General features: G+C 58.5%; 16 protein-coding genes. 11 read left to right on the top strand and 5 right to left on the bottom strand.

Annotated features, from left to right (window positions below):
* Positions 1-108 precede the first annotated feature (108 nt).
* The 3 genes from lolA to serS all read left to right on the top strand — a co-directional run bounded on the left by lolA (position 109) and on the right by serS (position 3,476).
* Positions 109-720 carry an outer membrane lipoprotein chaperone LolA gene (lolA, locus tag GF111_RS03935; RefSeq protein WP_019454555.1) on the top strand — a complete coding sequence of 204 codons (612 nt, stop codon included), beginning with the start codon at positions 109-111 and terminating at the stop codon, positions 718-720.
* Between the two features lie 67 nt (positions 721-787).
* Positions 788-2,074, top strand: coding sequence for a replication-associated recombination protein A (locus tag GF111_RS03930; RefSeq protein WP_047730757.1), 1,287 nt, complete (start codon positions 788-790; stop codon positions 2,072-2,074).
* Between the two features lie 109 nt (positions 2,075-2,183).
* A complete protein-coding gene (gene serS, locus GF111_RS03925; protein ID WP_038880767.1) occupies positions 2,184-3,476 on the top strand; it encodes a serine--tRNA ligase in 1,293 nt (430 codons plus the stop codon).
* A gap of 51 nt (positions 3,477-3,527) precedes the next feature.
* On the opposite strand, the gene GF111_RS03920 is transcribed toward serS, so the two are convergent.
* Positions 3,528-3,893 (bottom strand): DUF1801 domain-containing protein, encoded by a 366-nt coding sequence (locus tag GF111_RS03920; protein ID WP_038880770.1) that lies wholly within the window; start codon positions 3,891-3,893, stop codon positions 3,528-3,530.
* A gap of 163 nt (positions 3,894-4,056) precedes the next feature.
* Between GF111_RS03920 and GF111_RS03915 the strand changes: the two genes are divergently transcribed.
* Positions 4,057-5,208: an MFS transporter gene (locus GF111_RS03915; protein ID WP_047727941.1), complete on the top strand. Its 1,152-nt coding sequence runs from the start codon at positions 4,057-4,059 to the stop codon at positions 5,206-5,208.
* A gap of 47 nt (positions 5,209-5,255) precedes the next feature.
* Here GF111_RS03915 and pflA read toward each other — a convergent pair whose 3' ends face one another.
* The 4 genes from pflA to ycaO all read right to left on the bottom strand — a co-directional run bounded on the left by pflA (position 5,256) and on the right by ycaO (position 11,698).
* Complete coding sequence (pflA, locus tag GF111_RS03910; protein ID WP_015377324.1) at positions 5,256-5,996, bottom strand: pyruvate formate lyase 1-activating protein; 741 nt, start codon at positions 5,994-5,996, stop codon at positions 5,256-5,258.
* 280 nt (positions 5,997-6,276) lie between these two features.
* Positions 6,277-8,559, bottom strand: coding sequence for a formate C-acetyltransferase (pflB, locus tag GF111_RS03905; protein ID WP_016928324.1), 2,283 nt, complete (start codon positions 8,557-8,559; stop codon positions 6,277-6,279).
* 54 nt (positions 8,560-8,613) lie between these two features.
* Positions 8,614-9,474: a formate transporter FocA gene (gene focA / locus GF111_RS03900; protein ID WP_019454548.1), complete on the bottom strand. Its 861-nt coding sequence runs from the start codon at positions 9,472-9,474 to the stop codon at positions 8,614-8,616.
* 460 nt (positions 9,475-9,934) lie between these two features.
* A complete protein-coding gene (gene ycaO, locus GF111_RS03895) occupies positions 9,935-11,698 on the bottom strand; it encodes a 30S ribosomal protein S12 methylthiotransferase accessory factor YcaO (RefSeq protein ID WP_033640817.1) in 1,764 nt (587 codons plus the stop codon).
* 148 nt (positions 11,699-11,846) lie between these two features.
* On the opposite strand from ycaO, the gene ansB reads away from it, so the two are divergent.
* The 7 genes from ansB (at position 11,847) to GF111_RS03860 (ending at position 21,389) form a co-directional block, all read left to right on the top strand.
* Positions 11,847-12,893 (top strand): L-asparaginase 2, encoded by a 1,047-nt coding sequence (ansB, locus tag GF111_RS03890; protein ID WP_147190069.1) that lies wholly within the window; start codon positions 11,847-11,849, stop codon positions 12,891-12,893.
* A 302-nt stretch (positions 12,894-13,195) separates the two neighbouring features.
* The gene (serC, locus tag GF111_RS03885; protein WP_033633446.1) at positions 13,196-14,281 is read left to right on the top strand and encodes a 3-phosphoserine/phosphohydroxythreonine transaminase; all 1,086 of its coding nucleotides are present in this window, start codon (positions 13,196-13,198) and stop codon (positions 14,279-14,281) included.
* A 113-nt stretch (positions 14,282-14,394) separates the two neighbouring features.
* Complete coding sequence (aroA, locus tag GF111_RS03880; RefSeq protein WP_048233255.1) at positions 14,395-15,681, top strand: 3-phosphoshikimate 1-carboxyvinyltransferase; 1,287 nt, start codon at positions 14,395-14,397, stop codon at positions 15,679-15,681.
* A 266-nt stretch (positions 15,682-15,947) separates the two neighbouring features.
* Positions 15,948-16,637, top strand: coding sequence for a (d)CMP kinase (cmk, locus tag GF111_RS03875; protein WP_004928270.1), 690 nt, complete (start codon positions 15,948-15,950; stop codon positions 16,635-16,637).
* Between the two features lie 184 nt (positions 16,638-16,821).
* On the top strand, positions 16,822-18,495 hold the full coding sequence (rpsA, locus tag GF111_RS03870) for a 30S ribosomal protein S1 (RefSeq protein ID WP_004928267.1): 1,674 nt from the start codon (positions 16,822-16,824) through the stop codon (positions 18,493-18,495).
* A gap of 62 nt (positions 18,496-18,557) precedes the next feature.
* Entirely contained in the window at positions 18,558-18,842 is a 285-nt protein-coding gene (gene ihfB, locus GF111_RS03865) for an integration host factor subunit beta (protein ID WP_004928264.1), read from the top strand.
* A 276-nt stretch (positions 18,843-19,118) separates the two neighbouring features.
* On the top strand, positions 19,119-21,389 hold the full coding sequence (locus GF111_RS03860) for a ComEC family protein (protein ID WP_080346873.1): 2,271 nt from the start codon (positions 19,119-19,121) through the stop codon (positions 21,387-21,389).
* The last annotated feature ends 12 nt before the right edge of the window (positions 21,390-21,401 follow it).

Raw genomic sequence — 21,401 nt, 5'->3', positions numbered from 1 at the left:
GGCCTACCGGCCGATCGCCGGCTTCGGGTAAAGTGAGCGGGTATAGGGTTGATTTGACCCGCACGGCGTCGCCCTGCGGTTAACGCATTTCATAAGGTATCTGGAATAATGAAAAAACTGTTAGTTGCCTGCTGTCTGCTTTCGGGATTCGCTTCTACCTCCGTGCTGGCCGATGCCGCACAGGATCTGCAAAGTCGCCTGGCGAAGGTGAACAGTTTCCACGCCAGCTTCTCACAAACCGTGACCAGCGCCGACGGCGCCGCGGTGCAACAGGGGGAAGGCGAGCTGTGGGTGAAGCGGCCAAACCTGTTCAACTGGCACATGACCTCGCCCGATGAGAGCGTGCTGGTCTCCGATGGCCAGACCCTGTGGTTCTATAACCCGTTCGTCGAGCAGGTGACGGCGACCTGGCTGAAGAACGCCACCGGCAATACGCCGTTTATGCTGATCACCCGCAATAATGCCAGCGACTGGAAACAGTACAACGTGAAGCAAAAGGGCGATGATTTCGAGCTGACGCCGAAGTCCGCCAGCGGCAACCTGAAGCAGTTCGCCATCAGCGTGACCAACAGCGGAACCATTCGTAGCTTCGCTGCGGTGGAGCAGGATGGTCAGCGCAGTTCCTATACGCTGAAAAGCCAGCAGAACGTCGCCGCCGATCCGGCCAAATTCAAATTTACCCCGCCGAAGGGGGTGACGCTGGACGACCAGCGCCAGTGAGGTGCAAGTGAGTAATAATCTGTCGCTCGATTTTTCCCAGAACGAGTTCCAGCCGTTGGCCGCGCGTATGCGGCCGACCACGCTGGCGCAGTATATCGGCCAGCAGCACCTGCTGGCCGCCGGCAAGCCGCTGCCGCGCGCCATCGAGGCCGGGCAGCTGCACTCGATGATTTTATGGGGGCCGCCGGGCACCGGGAAGACGACGCTGGCAGAGCTGATCGGCCGTTACGGTCAGGCGGATGTCGAACGGATCTCCGCCGTGACCTCCGGTATCAAGGAGATCCGCGAGGCGATCGAGCGGGCGCGGCAAAATCGCGACGCCGGCCGCCGCACCATCCTGTTCGTCGACGAAGTGCACCGCTTCAATAAGAGCCAGCAGGACGCTTTCCTGCCGCACATCGAAGACGGCACCATCACCTTTATCGGTGCCACCACCGAAAACCCGTCGTTCGAACTGAACTCGGCGCTGCTGTCGCGCGCCCGCGTCTATTTGTTGAAGGCGCTGACCGCCGAAGACATCGGCCAGGTGCTGGATCAGGCGATGAACGACAAGGCGCGCGGTTTTGGCGGCCAGAACGTCGAGCTGCCGGCCGAAACGCGCCGCCTGCTGTCGGAACTGGTGGGCGGCGACGCGCGCCGGGCGCTGAACAGCCTGGAAATGATGGCGGACATGGCGGAGCTCGACGCCAAAGGCGTGCGGGTGCTGACGCCCGAGCTGCTGAAAGAGGTGTCGGGCGAGCGCAGCGCGCGCTTCGACAATAAGGGCGACCGTTATTACGACCTGATTTCCGCGCTGCATAAATCGGTGCGTGGCTCGGCGCCGGACGCCGCGCTGTACTGGTATGCGCGCATCATTACCGCCGGCGGCGATCCGCTCTATGTGGCGCGCCGTCTGTTGGCGATTGCCTCTGAAGACGTGGGCAACGCCGATCCGCGCGGCATGCAGGTGGCGATCGCCGCCTGGGATTGTTTCACCCGCGTGGGGCCGGCGGAGGGCGAGCGCGCCATTGCGCAGGCGATCGTTTATCTCGCCTGCGCGCCGAAAAGCAACGCGGTCTACACCGCGTTCAAGGCCGCCATGCGCGACGCCAAAGAGCAGGCCGATTATGACGTGCCGGAGCATTTGCGCAACGCGCCGACCAAGCTGATGAAGGAGATGGGGCTGGGGGCGGAGTACCGTTACGCTCACGACGAACCCAACGCCTACGCCGCCGGCGAGAACTATTTCCCGCCTGAAATGGCCCATACGCGCTACTATCAACCGACGTCGCGCGGGCTGGAAGGGAAAATCGGCGAAAAGTTGGCATGGCTGGCTGAGCAGGATCAAAATAGCCCGACAAAACGCTACCGCTAGCGAGGCCGTTGCGGTAAGGTTAGCGGGTATCACTCTTCTTTTATGCGGCTATAAATCAGCCGCATAGAACAACAACACTTCTTTCAATAACAACAAGCACAGGATTAGCATGCTCGATCCCAATCTGCTGCGTAATGAGCTAGACGCAGTCGCCGTCAAACTGGCTCGCCGAGGCTTTAAACTCGATCTGGATCTGCTGCGTTCGCAGGAAGAACGTCGCAAAGTTCTGCAGGTAGAAACTGAAACGCTGCAAGCGGAACGCAACTCCCGATCGAAATCCATCGGCGCGGCCAAAGCGCGTGGGGAAGACATCGAGCCGCTGCGTCGCGAAGTGAACGAGCTGGGTGACAAGCTGGATGCCGCCAAGGCGGCGCTGGATGCGCTGCAGAGCGAGATCCGCGATTACGCCCTGACGCTGCCTAACCTGCCGGACGACGCCGTGCCGGATGGTAAAGACGACAGCGAAAACCTGGAAGTGACCCGCTGGGGCGAACCGCGCCAGTACGACTTCGCGGTGCGCGATCACGTCGATCTGGGCGAAATGGCCGGCGGGCTGGATTTTGCCGCCGCGGTTAAGCTGACCGGTTCGCGCTTCGTGGTGATGAAAGGGCAAATCGCCCGCATGCACCGTGCGCTGTCCCAGTTCATGCTGGATCTGCACACTGAGCAGCACGGCTACCTGGAGGCCTACGTGCCTTACCTGGTCAACCACGCCACGCTGTACGGTACCGGCCAGCTGCCGAAGTTCGGCGAAGACCTGTTCCATACCCGTCCGCTGGAAGAAGAAGCCGACAGCAGCAACTACGCGCTGATCCCAACGGCGGAAGTGCCGCTGACCAACCTGGTGCGCGACGAGATCGTGGAAGAGGAATCTCTGCCGCTGAAAATGACCGCACACACGCCATGCTTCCGTGCTGAAGCCGGTTCTTACGGCCGTGACACCCGCGGTTTGATCCGCATGCACCAGTTCGACAAGGTTGAAATGGTGCAGATCGTTCGTCCGGAAGATTCGATGGATGCCCTGGAAGAGCTGACCGGCCACGCGGAAAAAGTGCTGCAGCTGTTGAACCTGCCTTACCGCAAGGTGCTGCTGTGCACCGGCGACATGGGCTTCGGCGCGTGCAAAACTTACGATCTGGAAGTGTGGCTGCCGGCGCAGGATACCTACCGCGAGATCTCGTCCTGCTCCAACATGTGGGACTTCCAGGCTCGCCGCATGCAGGCGCGCTGCCGCAGCAAAGCCGACAAGAAACCGCGTCTGGTCCACACCCTGAACGGCTCGGGCTTGGCGGTTGGCCGTACGCTGGTGGCGGTGTTGGAAAACTACCAGCAGGCCGACGGCCGCATTCAGGTACCTGAAGTGCTGCGTCCTTATATGGGCGGCCTGGAATATATCGGCTAAACGGCAAACCACGAAAAAAGCGCCTGCGGGCGCTTTTTTTATGTCGAGAATTCAGCCCGTAGTCAGCGTATAAGCCTGTTGAATGTAGTCCGCCAGATGCTTGCTTTTCACCTCGTCGGGCGAGTGGAGCTTGATGTGCCGCCGATACTGGCCGCTGCCTTCAAGTTGCTGATAGCGATCTTCCAGTCGGTGCCCTTGGCCGAATTCCACCGTGACGTGATTGCGGTAGGCGAAAACGCCGCAGAAAAATTGGCTATGCGAGAACATGATGCCGCCGTATTTGACCGATTCGGTGACGCCGTTGCCGCTCTCCGCAGCGATCCGCCGCACCTGCTGCACAATGGCCAGCAGGTCACCTTGCGTGCTGCCGATGTCCGCCAGCAGGGCCTCTACCACCGCATTATTTGCCTGACTCATCTTGTTTCTCCGTCGTCAAATTCGCACTGTGCTGAGCATAGCGCTTTTTCAGCCGGTTAGCCGGAAACAAATCGTGCGGTGAAATGATAAGAGGCGATTGACTTTTTTATCGCCAGTGGCATGATGCGCGCACTCTCATTGCGCGTTCGGTCACAATCTCACTATGTCCGCATACTCTCGCCCAGTGCTCTTATTGCTCTGCGGCCTCTTGCTGCTCACGGTATCCATTGCCGTTTTGAATACGCTCGTGCCTCTTTGGTTAACCCATGCTCAGCTGTCGACCTGGCAGGTGGGAATGGTCAGCTCCTCTTATTTCAGCGGCAACCTGTTGGGCACGCTGGTAGCGGGCAAACTGATCCAGCGCGTCGGCTTTACCCGCAGCTATCATCTTTCTTGTCTGGTGTTCGCCGCCGCAACCGCCGGCATGGTGCTGTCGATCGATTTTTGGAGCTGGCTGGGCTGGCGCTTCTTCGCCGGCGTCGGCTGCGCCTGGATTTGGGTGATCGTGGAAAGCGCGCTGTTGCGCAGCGGCAATCTCAGCAACCGTGGCCAGCTGCTGGCGGCCTATATGATCGTTTATTACCTCGGTACGGTGACCGGCCAATTGTTGTTGAGCATGACCTCGACGGAATTGCTGCACGTGGTGCCGTGGGTGACCGCCATCGTGATCAGCGCGATGTTGCCGATGCTGTTTGCGCGGGTCAACCGCCATGAAGACGAGCCGCAGCAGGCAGCGGTGTGGACAATGCTGAAACGCCGCAGCGCGCGCCTCGGCATCAATGGCTGCATCATTTCCGGCATCGTGCTCGGTTCGCTGTACGGCCTGATGCCGCTGTACCTCTCCCATCAGGGCATGAGCGACGCCAACGTCGGTTACTGGATGGCGCTGCTGGTCAGCTCAGGCATCGTCGGCCAATGGCCGGTCGGTCGCCTGGCCGATCGTTACGGGCGTCTGCTGGTGCTGCGCATTCAGGTATTCGTGGTGATCCTCGCCAGCGTGGCGATGCTCGGTAACTACGCCATGGCGCCTTCGCTGTTCATCCTCGGCTGCGCCGGCTTTACCCTGTACCCGGTGGCGATGTCCTGGGCCTGTGAGAAGGCGCTACCGCACGAGTTGGTGGCGATGAACCAGGCGCTGCTGATGAGCTACACCATCGGCAGCCTGCTGGGCCCGTCGATGACGGCGCTGCTGATGCAAAACTACTCCGATCGCGTGCTGTTCGTGATGATCGCTGCCGTGGCGCTGGTTTACCTGCTGATGCTGCTGAAGAAGCAGAAGCCGGATCACCATCACACGCCGTTCGCTGCCGCCTGAGCATAAAAAAACCGGCCATGAGCCGGTTTTTTTTGGCGCTGCGCCAATCAGTAAATGACTTTGTGGCCGTAGCTTTCCAGGATGCCTTTGACGCGATCCATGGTCTCGGCCTTCGGCGGATGAACGCCGTCCAGCTTGTACTCTTCCCCCATCGCCACCCATTTGTGCTTGCCCAGCTCGTGGTAGGGCAGCAGCTCGATTTTCTCGATATTGGTCATGTCTTTGGTGAACTCGCCCAGCAGGTGCGCCGACTTGTCGTCGTCTGACCAACCCGGCACCACCACGTAGCGGATCCAGGTGCGCTGGTTGCGTTTCGCCAGGTAGCGGGCGAATTCCAGCGTGCGGTGGTTGGAGACGCCGACCAGGTTCTGGTGGATCTCGTCGTTCATCTGTTTCAGGTCCAGCATCACCAGATCGGTGGTGTCCAGCAGCTCGTCGATCACCGGATCGTAGCGGCGCACGAAGCCATTGGTGTCCAGGCAGGTATTGATGCCTTCGGCGTGGCAGGCGCGGAACCAGTCGCGCACGAATTCTGCCTGCAGGATCGCCTCGCCGCCGGACGCGGTCACGCCGCCGCCGGAGGCGTTCATGAAGTGGCGGTAGGCCACCGCGTCTTTCATCAGCTCTTCAACGGTCACTTCTTTGCCGCCGTGGGTATCCCAGGTGTCGCGGTTATGGCAATAGAGGCAGCGCATCAGGCAGCCCTGGAAGAAGACGATAAAGCGGATCCCTGGCCCGTCGACGGTGCCGCAGGATTCGAAGGAGTGGATGCGACCAGTTACTGACATTGCGGGGTTTTCTCCAATATTGACTGTCAAACGCAGTCTAAAAATAGGCGCGTGGCCGCCGGCCAGGTATCTGCGATGCAGTGGCGGTGTGAGCCCGCCACCGGGGGTAATGATGCCTGTCGGCCGGTCAGTTGCCGGATAACTGTTTTGCCGGCTATCCATTCAGTATAGATGTCCGGCAAAACAGACTCTACAGAGTCAGGGGAGAGCGGTGGGAGAAAAGGGCCGGCAGAACCGGCCCTGACTTTGGCACCGGGCGGTTTCCCGCCCGGTTGGCGTATTACATCGTTTGAGTGAAGGTACGAGTAATGACGTCCTGCTGTTGCTCTTTGGTCAGCGAGTTGAAGCGCACGGCGTAACCGGAAACGCGGATGGTCAGCTGAGGGTATTTCTCAGGGTTTTCCATCGCGTCCAGCAGCATTTCGCGGTTCATTACGTTGACGTTCAGGTGCTGGCCGCCTTCGATGGAGGCTTCATGGTGGAAGTAACCATCCATCAGGCCCGCCAGGTTGGCTTTACGCACGTCGTCGTCTTTACCCAGCGCGTTAGGCACGATGGAGAAGGTGTAGGAGATCCCGTCTTTCGCGTAGGCAAACGGCAGTTTGGCTACCGAGGTCAGGGAGGCTACTGCGCCTTTCTGGTCGCGGCCGTGCATCGGGTTGGCACCTGGGCCGAACGGTGCGCCTGCGCGGCGGCCATCCGGGGTGTTACCGGTTTTCTTACCGTACACCACGTTGGAGGTGATGGTCAGTACGGACTGAGTCGGTACCGCATTGCGGTAGGTGCGCAGTTTCTGAATTTTCTTCATGAAACGTTCCACCAGGTCGCAAGCGATGTCATCGACGCGGGCGTCGTTGTTACCGAACTGCGGATACTCGCCTTCCACTTTGAAGTCGATGGCCAGGCCGTCTTCGTCGCGAATGGTGGTGACTTTCGCGTACTTGATGGCAGACAGGGAGTCGGCTGCCACGGACAGACCGGCGATGCCGCAAGCCATGGTGCGATAAACGTCACGGTCATGCAGCGCCATCAGCGCAGCTTCGTAGCTGTACTTGTCGTGCATGTAGTGAATGATGTTCAGCGCGGTCACGTACTGCTTGGCCAGCCAATCCATAAAGTGGTCCATGCGTGCCATGACTTTGTCATAGTCCAGCACTTCGTCCATCATCGGCGCTTCTTTCGGGCCGACCTGCATTTTCAGTTTTTCGTCAACGCCGCCGTTGATGGCGTACAGCATGGTTTTCGCCAGGTTGGCACGGGCGCCGAAGAACTGCATTTGTTTGCCGACGATCATCGGGCTGACGCAGCAAGCGATGGCATAGTCATCGTTGTTGAAGTCAGGGCGCATCAGGTCGTCGTTTTCGTACTGAACGGAAGAGGTGTCGATGGACACTTTCGCCGCGAATTTCTTAAAGTTCAGCGGCAGCTTCTCAGACCACAGAATGGTCATGTTCGGCTCCGGAGACGGCCCCATGGTGTACAGGGTGTTCAGGAAGCGGAAGCTGTTTTTGGTGACCAGGGTACGGCCGTCGACGCCCATACCGGCCAGGGATTCCGTTGCCCAGATTGGGTCGCCGGAGAACAGCTCATCGTACTCAGGGGTACGCAGGAAGCGCACCATACGCAGTTTCATCACCAGGTGGTCGATCAGTTCCTGCGCTTGTTCTTCGGTCAGTTTGCCCGCCTTGATGTCGCGCTCGATGAACACGTCGAGGAAGGTGGACACGCGGCCGAAGGACATGGCGGCGCCGTTCTGGGATTTCACCGCGGCCAGATAGCCGAAGTAGGTCCACTGCACCGCTTCTTGCGCGCTGGTGGCCGGGCCGGAGATGTCGTAACCGTATTTAGCGGCCATCTCTTTGATCTGAGCCAGAGCGCGGTGCTGTTCAGCGATCTCTTCGCGCAGCTGGATGGTCATTTCCAGATCTTCGCCGTTTTCCAGTTTTTCCTGCAGCGATTTGAACTGGTTCAGTTTGTCGGCCATCAGGAAGTCGATACCGTACAGCGCCACGCGGCGGTAGTCGCCGATGATGCGGCCGCGGCCGTAGGCATCTGGCAAACCGGTCAGCACGCCGGATTTACGGCAGTTCAGGATGTCTTTGGTGTAAACGTCGAATACGCCCTGGTTGTGGGTTTTACGGTATTCGGTGAACACTTTTTTCAGCTGCGGATCCAGTTCGCGGCCGTACACTTTGCACGAACCTTCGACCATTTTGATGCCGCCGAACGGGATCAGCGCGCGTTTCAGAGGGGCGTCGGTCTGCAGACCTACGATGGTTTCCAGCTCTTTGGCGATGTAACCCGCGTCGTGAGAAATGATGGTTGAAGCAACGTTGGTGTCGAAATCAACCGGCGCGTGAGTGCGGTTTTCCAGTTTGATCCCTTCCATAACCTTGTCCCACAAGGTGGTGGTGGCTTGAGTTGCGCCAGCCAGGAAGGATTCGTCACCCTCATAAGGCGTGTAGTTTTTCTGGATGAAGTCACGAACGTTGACTTCATTCTGCCAGTCACCCTTGCTGAAACCTTCCCAAGCGTTGGCTAATTTCTCGTTAAGTTCGGTCATTGTACACCTACCTTTGATTGTGGATTTCTAACTCTGCGCGCGGTAACTCACAGCTTAGTGCTGTTCGCGGCCCCCGCGCAGATAAATTACCCAGTAAGTCAACCCAACCAGCAGACCGCCGCCGATGATGTTGCCGATGGTGACCGGAATCAGGTTGTCGATGATGAAGTTGCTTACTGTCAGATGAGCGAATTGCTCAGGTACCGCCCCTACGGCTTGCCAGAACTCCGGCGTGGCGAAGTGTTTGACCACGATGCCCATAGGGATCATAAACATGTTGGCGATGCTGTGTTCGAAGCCGCTGGCGACAAACATCCCGACCGGCAGCACCATGGCGAGCATCTTGTCGGTCAGAGTACGGCCGGAGTAGCTCATCCAGACCGCCAGGCAGACCATCAGGTTAGCCAGAATGCCGAGGCACACGGCTTCGATAAAGGTGTGATGCAGCTTGTGGTCTGCGGTTTGCAGGACATTCAGGCCCCACTGGCCGTTGGCGACCATATACTCGCCGGAGAACCAGATCAGCGCCACGAAGAACAGCGCGCCGACCAGGTTGCCGAGATAAACGTTCAGCCAGTTGGCGCCCAGCTGGCCCCAGCTGATGCGGCCGCTGGCCTTGGCGATGACGATAAGCACGGTAGAGGTGAACAGGTCGGCGCCTGACACCACCACCAGCATTAACCCGAGAGAGAAACAGATGCCGCCGACCAGTTTCGCCAGCCCGAAAGGCACGCCGGCGGTGCCGGTGGTCGCCGTGATGTAGAAAACGAAGGCGATGGAAATGAAGACACCGGCGGTGATCGCCAAATAAAACGTTTTCAGCGGATGTTTGGTGGCTTTATACACGCCGGCATCTTCAGCGATTTTCGCCGTTGCCGCAGGTAAAATCAGATCGAATGGGCTGTCAGTTTTCAAACTAACTCTCGCTCTTAAGGGTTAAAACAACGCAATGAGATACTAGCAAAGCAGTATAGGGGAAAATTTGATTTGGATCATAAGGCGGGGAAGTAGAGCGGCAAAATGGCGTGTTTTTTGTGTGGTTTTTTAGGTTAATTTATTGATTTTTAAATAAAAACATTTTTTTAATGTTTGCAAAATTTTTTGAATTCATCGGGTGGACGGCGTAGGGTAAAGTTAAATTTTTAGGCGTTTTGTCGCCGTTCGTCGCTGAAAGTTTAATTATCGGTTAATTATTATTTCACCGTCTGGCAACAATCGCCGGTTTATTTATTCTTATGCTCGTTTAACCGCCTATTTTTCTGCGGGAAAATAAAACAGAATGCGTTGAAATAAACCGCAAAATGAAAACGCCGCAGCGGAGTGCGGCGTTTGACCGGGGAGGGTACCCCAAAAGTGGCGGTACCCCCAATGGCGATTAGGCCTTGGCCCAGTGACGGCGCTTGGCCGCCTGCAGCTTCTCGTAGGCCGCCAGCAGCGCCTGATGGGCCGGCAGCGCCTTCAGATCGGCATCGACGGCGAACAGCCCGTTGAAGCGCTCTTCACCACTGATGGCGGCCGAGGCCGCGTCCACCGCTTCCTGGCCGTACATTTTCACGAACGCGGTATAGTATTGCGCCGCTTCGCGCTCAGGCTCCTGCGCCAGCAGCAGCAGCGTTTGCAGGCAGCGGTAGTAGTTGCTGCGCGCCGGGCTCAGCACCGAGGCGTTGAAGTCCTGCGTCCACTCGGTCCAAATCAGCGCCTGATCCAGATCGCCGCCCGCCAGCGCCAGCATCGACTTCAGCTCGCCCACGCGCAGGGTATGCCAGGCGTTGTCTTTGCCGCTGGCAATGCCCAGCAGTTCGCGTACGCGGGTGAAGTCGTCCAGCCCTTCGTCGTCCAACTGCTCGATCAGCGCCAGGTACTCTTCCGGCTCCCACTCGCTGCCCGGCAGCGCCAGCAGCGTATCGCGCAGGTGCGCGCCCATGCTGTTGTTGGCCAGCAGCAGGTCTTCCGCCGGATAAATGTCGGACATGCCCGGCACGATGATGCGGCAAGCGTAGACGCCAAGGTGCTCGTAGTCGGCGATGTACACTTCCGCGTCTTCTTTGTCGAAGATGCTCATCAGGGTGGCGAACTCTTCCTGCGTGCTGCCGCTGAAGTTCCAGTCAACGAACGGGTAATCGGCGTCCTGTTTGAACAGATCCCAGGAGATCAGGCCGCTGGAGTCGATGAAGTGCGTTTCCAGGTTGGTGTGTTCCGCCACTTCTTCGTCATCGAAGGTCGGTGCGGTGAACACGTCGAGATCTTTCAAGCTGCGGCCCTGCAGCAGTTCGGTCACCGTGCGCTCCAGCGCCACGCCGAAGTCCGGGTGCGCGCCGAACGAAGCGAAGCAGGTGCCGTTGGTCGGGTTGAACAGCACCACGCAAATGACCGGGTAGTTGCCGCCCAGCGAGGCGTCATAGGAGAGGATCGGGAAACCTTCCTCTTCCAGCTTGGCGATGGCTTCCACCACGCCCGGGTAACGGTTCAGCACTTCGTCCGGGATCGCCGGCAGGCTGATGGATTCGGCGATGATGCGGTTTTTCACATAGCGCTCGAACACTTCCGACAGGCCCTGCACGCGCGCTTCGTTGGCGGTGTTGCCAGCGGACATGCCGTTGGAAACATACAGGTTGCCGATGATATTCATCGGGATGTACACCGTTTGCTGGTCGGACTGACGGGTAAACGGCAGCGCACACACGCCGCGATCGGCGTTGCCGGATTGCAGATCGACAAGATCGCTGGCGCTCAGCTCTTGCTGCGGATCGTAGAAGGCGTGCAGGCGTTCGTCGAGGATACCGGCCGGCAGCGCGTCGTCTTCAGGGATCGGGAACCATTTCTCATTCGGGTAGTGCACGAAGTCGCCTTCGGCGATCTGCCGGCCCAGATAGAAATCGGCGAAGAAGTAGTTGGTGGACAGGCGCTCGAAATATTCACCCAGCGCGGAGGCCAGCGCGGCTTTTTTGCTGGCGCCTTTGCCGTTGGTGAAGCACAGCGGGCAATCGCGATCGCGAATGTGCACCGACCACACGTGCGGCACCGGGTTCAGCCAGGAGGCTTCTTCGATGTTGAAACCGAGATCGCTCAGTTTCTGCTGGAAACGGGCGATGGAGTCTTCCAGGGCGGCGTCTTTACCGGGGATAAAAGTTTGCGTCATTGTCTTCACTTTTTGCGCGTACTAAAAACGCGCAATGATACGGGGTTTTACGCTGGAGCTCCACGTATTCCTAAAGCGGCGGCAAAGTCACAGTTTTTTTAAGGATAAAGGCCATAATTCAGCGAGTTATCTGTCACGGAGAAATCTAATGAAATCAGTGAAACTCAGCGCGTTAACCCTCCTGTTGACCGGCTTCAGCGCCTCGGCGCTGGCGCTGCCCAACATCACTCTGCTGGCGACCGGCGGCACCATTGCCGGCGGCGGCGATTCGGCGACGAAATCCAACTATACGGCGGGCAAGCTGGGCGTCGAGGCGTTGGTCGATGCGGTGCCAGAGCTGAAAAACATCGCCAACGTGCAGGGGGAGCAGGTGGTGAACATCGGTTCGCAGGACATGAACGATCAGGTATGGCTGACGTTGGCGAAGAAGATCGACGCCGACTGCAGCAAGACCGACGGCTTCGTCATCACCCACGGCACCGATACGCTGGAAGAGACGGCCTACTTCCTCGATCTGACGGTGAAGTGCGACAAGCCGGTGGTGCTGGTCGGGGCGATGCGCCCGGCGACGGCGATGAGCGCCGACGGCCCGTTCAATCTGTACAACGCGGTGGTGACGGCGGCGGATCCGCAATCGGCCAACCGCGGGGTGCTGGTGGCGATGAACGACACGGTGCTGGATGCGCGCGACGTCACCAAGACCAACACTACCGCCGTGCAGACCTTCCAGTCGCCGAACTTCGGCCCGCTGGGGTATATCCACAACGGCAAGGTCGATTACCAGCGCTCGCCGCTGCGTAAGCATACCCGGGATACGCCGTTCGACGTCAGCAAGCTGAACGAACTGCCGAAGGTCGGCATCGTCTATAACTATGCCAACGCCTCCGATGCGCCGGCCAAGGCGCTGATCGCCGAAGGCTATCAGGGCATCGTCAGCGCCGGGGTCGGCAACGGCAACCTGTATAAAACGGTGTTTGACACCCTGGCGACGGCGGCGCACAACGGCGTGGCGGTGGTGCGTTCATCGCGGGTGCCGACCGGCGCCACCACCGAAGATGCGGAAGTGGACGACGCCAAGTACGGCTTTGTTGCCGCCGGCACGCTGAATCCGCAAAAAGCGCGCATTCTGCTGCAGCTGGCGCTGACGCGAACCAAAGACGCGCAGCAAATCCAGCAGATGTTCAATCAGTACTGATCGTTTTCTCTTCTGCGGGGGCCGGTCGGGCTCCCGCAGCTATCTTGGCTGAATACAGCATAAAACACCGCGTTAACCCGCTGAATTTCCCCATGTCGCAGGGTTTTATCGTCCAAACAATCGCGACGGCCGCAGAGCCTGTCATCACCCGGCGCGGCCGTTTGCCGCCGACGGGTGAATAAGCGTTGCAGCCATGGGGCGTGAGTGATAAAACCGATGGGTTGGTTAACGCGAGCGTTAACTTCGGGCGTCTTTTCGACAGGTCGCTTTTCTGCGGCGAACAGTGAATGTGGTGAGGGGAAATGACTCAGGTTTATAATTTTAGCTCTGGCCCGGCGATGCTGCCGGTGGAAGTGTTGCGTCGTGCGGAACAGGAACTGTGCAACTGGCACGGGCTGGGCACGTCAGTGATGGAGATCAGTCACCGCAGCAAAGAATTCATCGCCGTTGCCGAGCAGGCGGAACAGGATCTGCGCGATCTGCTGAAAGTCCCCTCCAACTATAAAGTGCTGTTTTGCCACGGCGGCGCGCGCGCGCAGTTCGCCGCGCTGCCGCTGAACCTGCTGGGCGACAAGGCCACCGCCGACTATATCGACGGCGGCTATTGGGCGCACAGCGCCATCAAGGAAGCGGAAAAGTATTGCGCCCCGAACGTCATCGACGTGAAAACCCGTATCGACGGCCTGAGCGGCATCAAGCCGATGAAAGAGTGGCAGCTCAGCGCCGACGCGGCTTATGTCCACTATTGCCCGAATGAGACCATCGACGGCGTGGCCATCGATGAAACGCCGGACTTCGGCGACAAGGTGGTGATCGGCGATTACTCCTCGACCATCCTGTCCCGCCCGCTCGACGTCAGCCGTTTCGGCGTGATTTACGCCGGCGCGCAGAAAAATATCGGCCCGGCCGGCTTGACGCTGGTGATCGTGCGCGACGATCTGCTGGGTAAGGCACGCAAAGAAGTGCCGTCGATCCTCGACTACACCGTGCTGGCCGAGAACGACTCGATGTTCAACACTCCACCGACCTTCGCCTGGTACCTGTCGGGGCTGGTGTTCAAATGGCTGAAAGAGCAGGGTGGCCTGGTGGAGATGCAAAAACGCAATCAGGCCAAGGCCGAACTGCTGTACGCGACCATCGATAAATCCGACTTTTACCGCAGCCAGGTGGCGATCGCCAACCGTTCCTGGATGAACGTGCCGTTCCAGCTGGCCGATGCGGCGCTGGACAAGGTGTTCCTCAGCGAGGCCGAAGCCATCGGCCTGCAGGCGCTGAAAGGGCACCGGGTAGTTGGCGGCATGCGCGCTTCTATTTACAATGCCATGCCGCTGGCCGGCGTGCAGGCGCTGACCGACTTCATGGCCGACTTCGAACGTCGTCACGGTTGATTCCGTCAGCCCGCCCGGCGCGGGCTGCTCAGGCTGTTGTCCTTTTGCATTAAAGCGGCTCCGGCATTATCCCGGAGCCGTTTCGTTTATCAGAATTGGAGAGTTTTGTTCACATGGTGGATTCCCTGACGTTACACCCGGTCGCCCTGGTCAATGGCACCGTCAACTTACCCGGCTCCAAGAGCGTTTCTAACCGCGCTCTGCTGCTGGCGGCGCTGGCGAAAGGAACGACCCGGCTGACCAACCTGCTGGACAGCGACGACGTGCGTCATATGCTGAACGCGCTGCAGGCGTTGGGCGTGAACTATCAGCTTTCCGCCGATCGCACCGTATGCGAAGTGACCGGCGTGGCCGGGCCGCTGGTGGCCGAGCAGCCGCTGGAACTGTTCCTCGGCAACGCCGGGACGGCGATGCGCCCATTGGCGGCGGCGCTGTGCCTCGGCGAAGGCGACGTGGTGTTGACCGGCGAACCGCGCATGAAAGAGCGCCCGATCGGCCATTTGGTGGACGCGTTGCGCCAGGGCGGGGCGCAGATTGATTACCTCGAGCAGACCGATTACCCACCGATTCGCCTGCGCGGCGGCTTCCAGGGCGGCGACGTCACCGTTGACGGCAGCGTCTCCAGCCAGTTCCTGACCGCGTTGCTGATGACTGCGCCGCTGGCGCCGCAGGATACGCAGATCCACATCAAGGGCGAGCTGGTTTCCAAGCCGTACATCGACATCACGCTGCATCTGATGCGCACCTTCGGCGTATCGGTGAGCCACGACAACTACCGGGTGTTCCACATCCAGGGGCGTCAGACGTATATCGCGCCGGGCGATTACCTGGTTGAGGGCGACGCTTCTTCCGCCTCTTACTTCCTGGCGGCGGCGGCTATCAAAGGCGGCACCGTGCGCGTGACCGGCATCGGCCGCAAAAGCGTGCAGGGCGACACCAAGTTTGCCGACGTGCTGGAGAAAATGGGCGCGCGCATTACCTGGGGCGACGATTTCATCGAATGCAGCCGCGGTGAACTGCGCGGTATCGACATGGACATGAACCACATTCCGGACGCGGCGATGACCATCGCCACCGCAGCGCTGTTCGCCGAGGGGCCGACCACCATTCGCAATATCTACAACTGGCGGGTGAAGGAGACCGACCGTCTGGCGGCGATGGCCACCGAGCTGCGTAAAGTGGGGGCGGAAGTGGACGAAGGCGAAGACTACATTCACGTCGTGCCGCCGGCCAAACTGCAGTTTGCCGAGATTGGCACCTACAACGATCACCGCATGGCGATGTGTTTCTCGCTGGTGGCGCTGTCGGATACTCCGGTCACCATTCTCGATCCGAAATGCACCGCGAAAACCTTCCCGGACTATTTCGAACAGCTGGCGCGCATCAGCCAGCCGGCGTAACCCGTCAAATCGTTTATTTTAGGGCCCCTTTGTGGGCCTTTATCGTTTTTAACCTTTGGCAACCGGCGTTTCTTCTATACTTTTTCGCGGTTGTGCGCTTATTTTCAACAACCGGACAGTTCCAGGGTAACAGATTGCCGTAGGGCAGCGTATAATACGCCACCGTATTTGCCCCTGATTGGGCAGGTGACAGAGAGTACGGCGCGCGGGCCTTGAGCCGAGGTGCACCGTGTCTCTGTGAGGTTTTCTACCTGAAGGAGAGAGAAATGACGGCTACAGCCCCGGTGATAACCGTTGATGGACCAAGTGGCGCAGGCAAAGGCACGCTGTGTAAAGCGTTGGCCGAGTCCCTTGGTTGGCGTTTGCTGGACTCCGGCGCGATCTATCGCGTGCTGGCGCTGGCGGCGTTGCATCATCAGGTGGATATCACTTCTGAGGAAGCGCTGGTTCCGCTGGCCGCACATCTCGATGTTCGCTTCGTTGCCCAGGACGGCAAGCTGCAGGTGATTTTGGAAGGTGAGGACGTCAGCAATGAGATCCGCACCGAAACCGTCGGCAACACCGCGTCGCAAGCGGCGGCGTTTCCGCGCGTGCGCGAGGCGCTGCTGCGCCGCCAGCGCGCATTCCGCGAGGCGCCCGGCCTGATTGCCGATGGCCGCGACATGGGCACGGTGGTGTTCCCGGACGCGCCGGTCAAGATTTTCCTCGACGCCAGCTCGGAGGAGCGCGCGCACCGCCGCATGCTGCAGTTGCAGGAGAAGGGCTTTAATGTTAACTTTGAACGTCTTTTAGCCGAGATAAAGGAACGGGACGACCGTGACCGTAATCGGCCTATCGCGCCTCTGGTGCCCGCTTCTGACGCCCTCGTGCTGGATTCTACCAGCATGTCGATCGAAGAAGTGATCCGGCAGGCGTTGACGTATGCACAGAAAGTGTTGGCGTTGCCGCAGCAATAAGCGCGGCGGCGCTATTGGCTTTTTGTCATATTTGTCATAGCGGTATCGCAATATATCGGGTAAAATTTTACCCCTGTAACCTTAAACCCTGTCGGCATGGAGCCAATGGCGGGGTATGTGAAACAACCCCATTCGGCGGGACGCTAAATGGACGTTAAACTAAAGAACCCTGAAGATTAACAACATGACTGAATCTTTCGCTCAACTCTTTGAAGAATCCTTAAAAGAAATCGAAACCCGCCCGGGTTCCATCGTTCGTGGCGTCGTTGTTGCTATCGACAAAGATATCGTACTGGTTGACGCCGGTCTGAAATCTGAGTCTGCCATCCCGGCTGAGCAATTCAAAAACGCCCAGGGCGAGCTGGAAATCCAGGTTGGTGACGAAGTTGACGTTGCTCTGGATGCTGTTGAAGACGGCTTCGGTGAAACCCTGCTGTCCCGTGAGAAAGCTAAGCGTCACGAAGCTTGGATCACGCTGGAAAAAGCTTACGAAGAAGCTGAGACTGTAACCGGTGTTATCAACGGCAAAGTGAAGGGTGGCTTCACCGTCGAGCTGAACGGCATCCGCGCGTTCCTGCCAGGTTCCCTGGTTGACGTGCGTCCGGTACGTGACACTCTGCACCTGGAAGGCAAAGAGCTTGAGTTCAAAGTCATCAAGCTGGATCAGAAGCGCAACAACGTTGTCGTTTCTCGCCGTGCGGTTATCGAATCCGAGAACAGCGCTGAGCGCGATCAACTGCTGGAAAACCTGCAGGAAGGCATGGAAGTTAAAGGTATCGTTAAGAACCTCACTGACTACGGTGCATTCGTTGATCTGGGCGGCGTAGACGGCCTGCTGCACATCACTGACATGGCTTGGAAACGCGTTAAGCACCCAAGCGAAATCGTCAATGTTGGCGATGAAATCACTGTTAAAGTGCTGAAGTTCGACCGCGAGCGTACTCGTGTATCCCTGGGCCTGAAACAGCTGGGCGAAGATCCATGGGTTGCTATCGCGAAACGTTACCCAGAAGGCACCAAGCTGACTGGTCGTGTAACCAACCTGACTGATTACGGCTGCTTCGTAGAAATCGAAGAAGGCGTTGAAGGTCTGGTACACGTTTCTGAAATGGATTGGACCAACAAAAACATCCATCCGTCCAAAGTTGTTAACGTGGGCGACGTAGTGGAAGTGATGGTTCTGGACATCGATGAAGAACGTCGTCGTATCTCCCTGGGCCTGAAGCAGTGCAAATCCAACCCATGGCAGCAGTTCGCAGAAACCCACAACAAGGGCGACCGCGTTGAAGGTAAAATCAAGTCTATCACTGACTTCGGTATCTTCATCGGCCTGGACGGCGGCATCGACGGCCTGGTTCACCTGTCTGACATCTCCTGGAACGTTGCAGGCGAAGAAGCAGTACGTGAATACAAGAAAGGCGACGAAATCGCAGCGGTTGTTCTGCAAGTTGACGCAGAGCGCGAGCGTATCTCCCTGGGCGTGAAGCAGCTGGCTGAAGACCCGTTCAATAACTACCTGTCTATGAACAAGAAAGGTGCTATTGTTACTGGTAAAGTCACTGCAGTTGACGCCAAAGGTGCTACAGTTGAATTGGCAGGCGGCGTAGAAGGTTACCTGCGTGCATCTGAAGCCTCTCGCGACCGCATTGAAGATGCAACTCTGGTTCTGAACGTAGGTGACGAAGTTGAAGCTAAATTCACCGGCGTTGACCGTAAGAACCGCGTTGTAAGCCTGTCCGTACGTGCTAAGGACGAAGCTGACGAGAAAGACGCCATCGCAACTGTTAACAACAAACAGGAAGAAGGCAACTTCTCTAACGCAATGGCTGAAGCTTTCAAAGCGGCTAAAGGCGAGTAATGACGGGGGGCGGTTTCTGACCGCCCCGATACGGTAGTTTAGCTGCAAAGCTTGGAGGTACTATGACCAAGTCTGAACTTATTGAAAGACTTGCTGGCCAGCAATCTCATATTCCGGCGAAGGCCGTTGAGGATGCAGTGAAAGAGATGCTTGAGCACATGGCCGCAACGCTGGCCGAGGGCGAACGCATTGAGATCCGCGGATTCGGCAGTTTTTCTCTTCACTACCGTGCCCCGCGTGTAGGCCGCAACCCGAAAACCGGTGATAAAGTTGAGCTGGACGGCAAGTACGTTCCTCACTTCAAACCCGGCAAAGAGTTGCGTGACCGCGCCAATATCTATGGCTAGTCGCTGACTGCTCATAGCGTTGTTGCTTGTAAAGAATATAAAACGGTGCCTTTAAGGCGCCGTTTTTTTTCGCCTGCGATTCTCCACGATACGCTAGTGAATTGCGTACTGCGCCGCATTTGCGGTGTGGCTGCTGCATAGGCCTCTCTTATTCTGCCATGCTCACCGCATCTTCGTTAAAGCCCGCTGGCGGTGACATATCGCCTCAACGATCCTGCTTGCTTGCCGTGACGCGTTTTTGCTCATGGTGGAGTCGATGGGAGAAGAGCGATCAAAATTTCGCTGGATCTGGCGATATTCGCCGTTATCTGCGGCATCCTGCCGCTGCTGGTTTTACCGCGGTTGCCAGAGCCATGGCTGCTGTGGCCGATGCTGTTTGTCGCCTGTTTACTGCTGCGCACCCGTTGGCCGATCTGCCGTTATTTGGCCTGCCTGGGTTTGGGATTCCTATGGGCGGTTTTCAACGCCGGAAGCCTGCTTGGGCAAATGGAGCGCCTAAGCCGCATGCCGGATGTAACGGCGGTGGCGCAGGTGAGCAGTGTCGCACTGAAGCCTGCCGCCAGTAAGCAGACGCTGATGCGCATCGAACGAGTCGACGGCCATTGGTTGGTGCCTGCGCTGGCGTTTACCACGACGTGGGTCCCAGAACGGCAGCGGCTGTGCGCCGGGCAGCGTTGGCAGTTGAAACTGCGTTTGCGGCCGGTGCACGGCAAGCTCAATGAAGGCGGCTTTGACAGCCAGCGTTGGGCAATCGCGCAGCGCCAACCTTTGACCGCGCAGGTCAGGCAGGCTCGTTTGCTGGATGGCGATTGCGGCCTGCGCCAGCGCATAATCAGCCATGCGGAAACCAACATCGGTGAATTGCGTTACAAAGCGGTGTTGCTGGCGCTGGCGTTTGGGGAACGCACCGCACTGGAACAGGCTTTGCGCACGCTGATGCTGAAAACCGGCATTGCGCACCTGATGGCTATTTCGGGGCTACATGTGGCGATGGTCGCCATTTTGTTTTGGGCGGTGCTGCGTGCGCTGCAGTTTTTTCTTCCCGCCCATCTGATTGGTTATCGCTTTCCGCTGGTCGCGGGCTGGGTGGCGACGCTGATCTATGTCTGGTTGGTGGGCGCCCAGCCACCGGCGGTACGCACCGCGCTGGCGATGACGCTGTGGATGCTGCTTCGTTTGCGCGGCGTTCATTGTTCTTCCTGGCAAGTGTGGCTGTGGTGCGTCGGGCTGATTTTGTTGTGCGATCCGCTGGCGGTATTGTCAGACAGTTTTTGGCTGTCGGTGCTGGCGGTAGGGTGTTTGATTTTTTGGTTCGAATGGGCGCCGCTCGGCGAGCGATTTCGTTCCGCCTGGTATTGGGCGCCTGTACGCTGGCTGCATATTCAGTTGGGCATGACGCTGCTGCTGGTGCCGATGCAGGTGGCGCTGTTTTTAGGCCTGACGCTGACCTCGTTGCCGGCCAATCTCTGGGCGGTGCCCATCGTTTCATTGGTGACGGTGCCGTTGATTTTGCTGGCGGTGATCGGCGGCGTCTTCCCCTCGCTGAGTTACGGGCTTTGGTGGTTGGCCGATTTCACGTTGAGCGGGGTGTTTGTGCCGTTGCATTACCTGCAGCGAGGTTGGGTGGATTTGGGGGCTGCCTCGCTGCTGGCCAGCATAGCGGGATGGCTTATCGTTATCTGTTGGCGCTTTCATTGGTGGTGGCGCTATGCGCCGGGCCTGGCGACGATCGCGATATGCTGCGTGCTGTGGCGAGGAAAAGAACCGGGATACCGCTGGCGCGTCGATATGCTTGATGTCGGGCACGGCCTGGCGATGGTGATAGAGCAAAACGGCAAAGGCATATTGTATGACACCGGCGATCGTTGGCCTGCAGGCAGCGCCGCCGAGCGGCATATTTTACCGATGCTGAACTGGCGGGGTATTGCACTGGAACAGATCATTATCAGCCATGCTCATCTCGATCATATCGGCGGGCTGCCGACGGTACAGAGTGCGTTTCCACAGGCGACGGTGCGCAGCCCGATACGCGGGGAGGGGCACTTGCCCTGCGTCGCCGGTGAGCGTTGGCGCTGGCAGTCGTTGCAATTCGAGGTGCTGTGGCCGCCGAAAACGCTCAAAAGGCCGGTCAATGACGACTCCTGTGTGATTCGCATCGACGACGGGAAATACAGCCTGCTACTTACCGGCGACGCGGAAAAGAAGGCGGAAGCACAGCTGATTCGATTGCGCCGCGACCGTTTAGCGGCCACGGTATTGCAGGTGGGGCACCATGGCAGCAGAACGTCTTCGACGCCGCCGTTTCTGCGCGCGGTCAATCCTGAGGTGGCGCTGGCGTCAGCATCTCGTTACAACAAATGGCGATTGCCGGCGCGTCAAGTGGTCGCCAGATACCGGGCAAATGGCATTACATGGCGTGATACGACGCGCTCCGGCCAGTTATCGGTACTTTTTTTCGACAACGATTGGCAAATTAAAGGCTTTCGCGAACAATTAATGCCCCGTTGGTACCATCAGCGGTTTGGCGTAGAGGGTGATAATGAGTAAAATAGGCCGCTA

Origin of the sequence: Serratia sp. HRI (assembly GCF_010119335.3) — a bacterium.
Taxonomy (GTDB): Bacteria; Pseudomonadota; Gammaproteobacteria; order Enterobacterales; family Enterobacteriaceae; genus Serratia; species Serratia nevei.
Note: the sequence above shows the minus strand (reverse complement) of the source record. Positions and strands in the feature narration are given on the sequence as shown.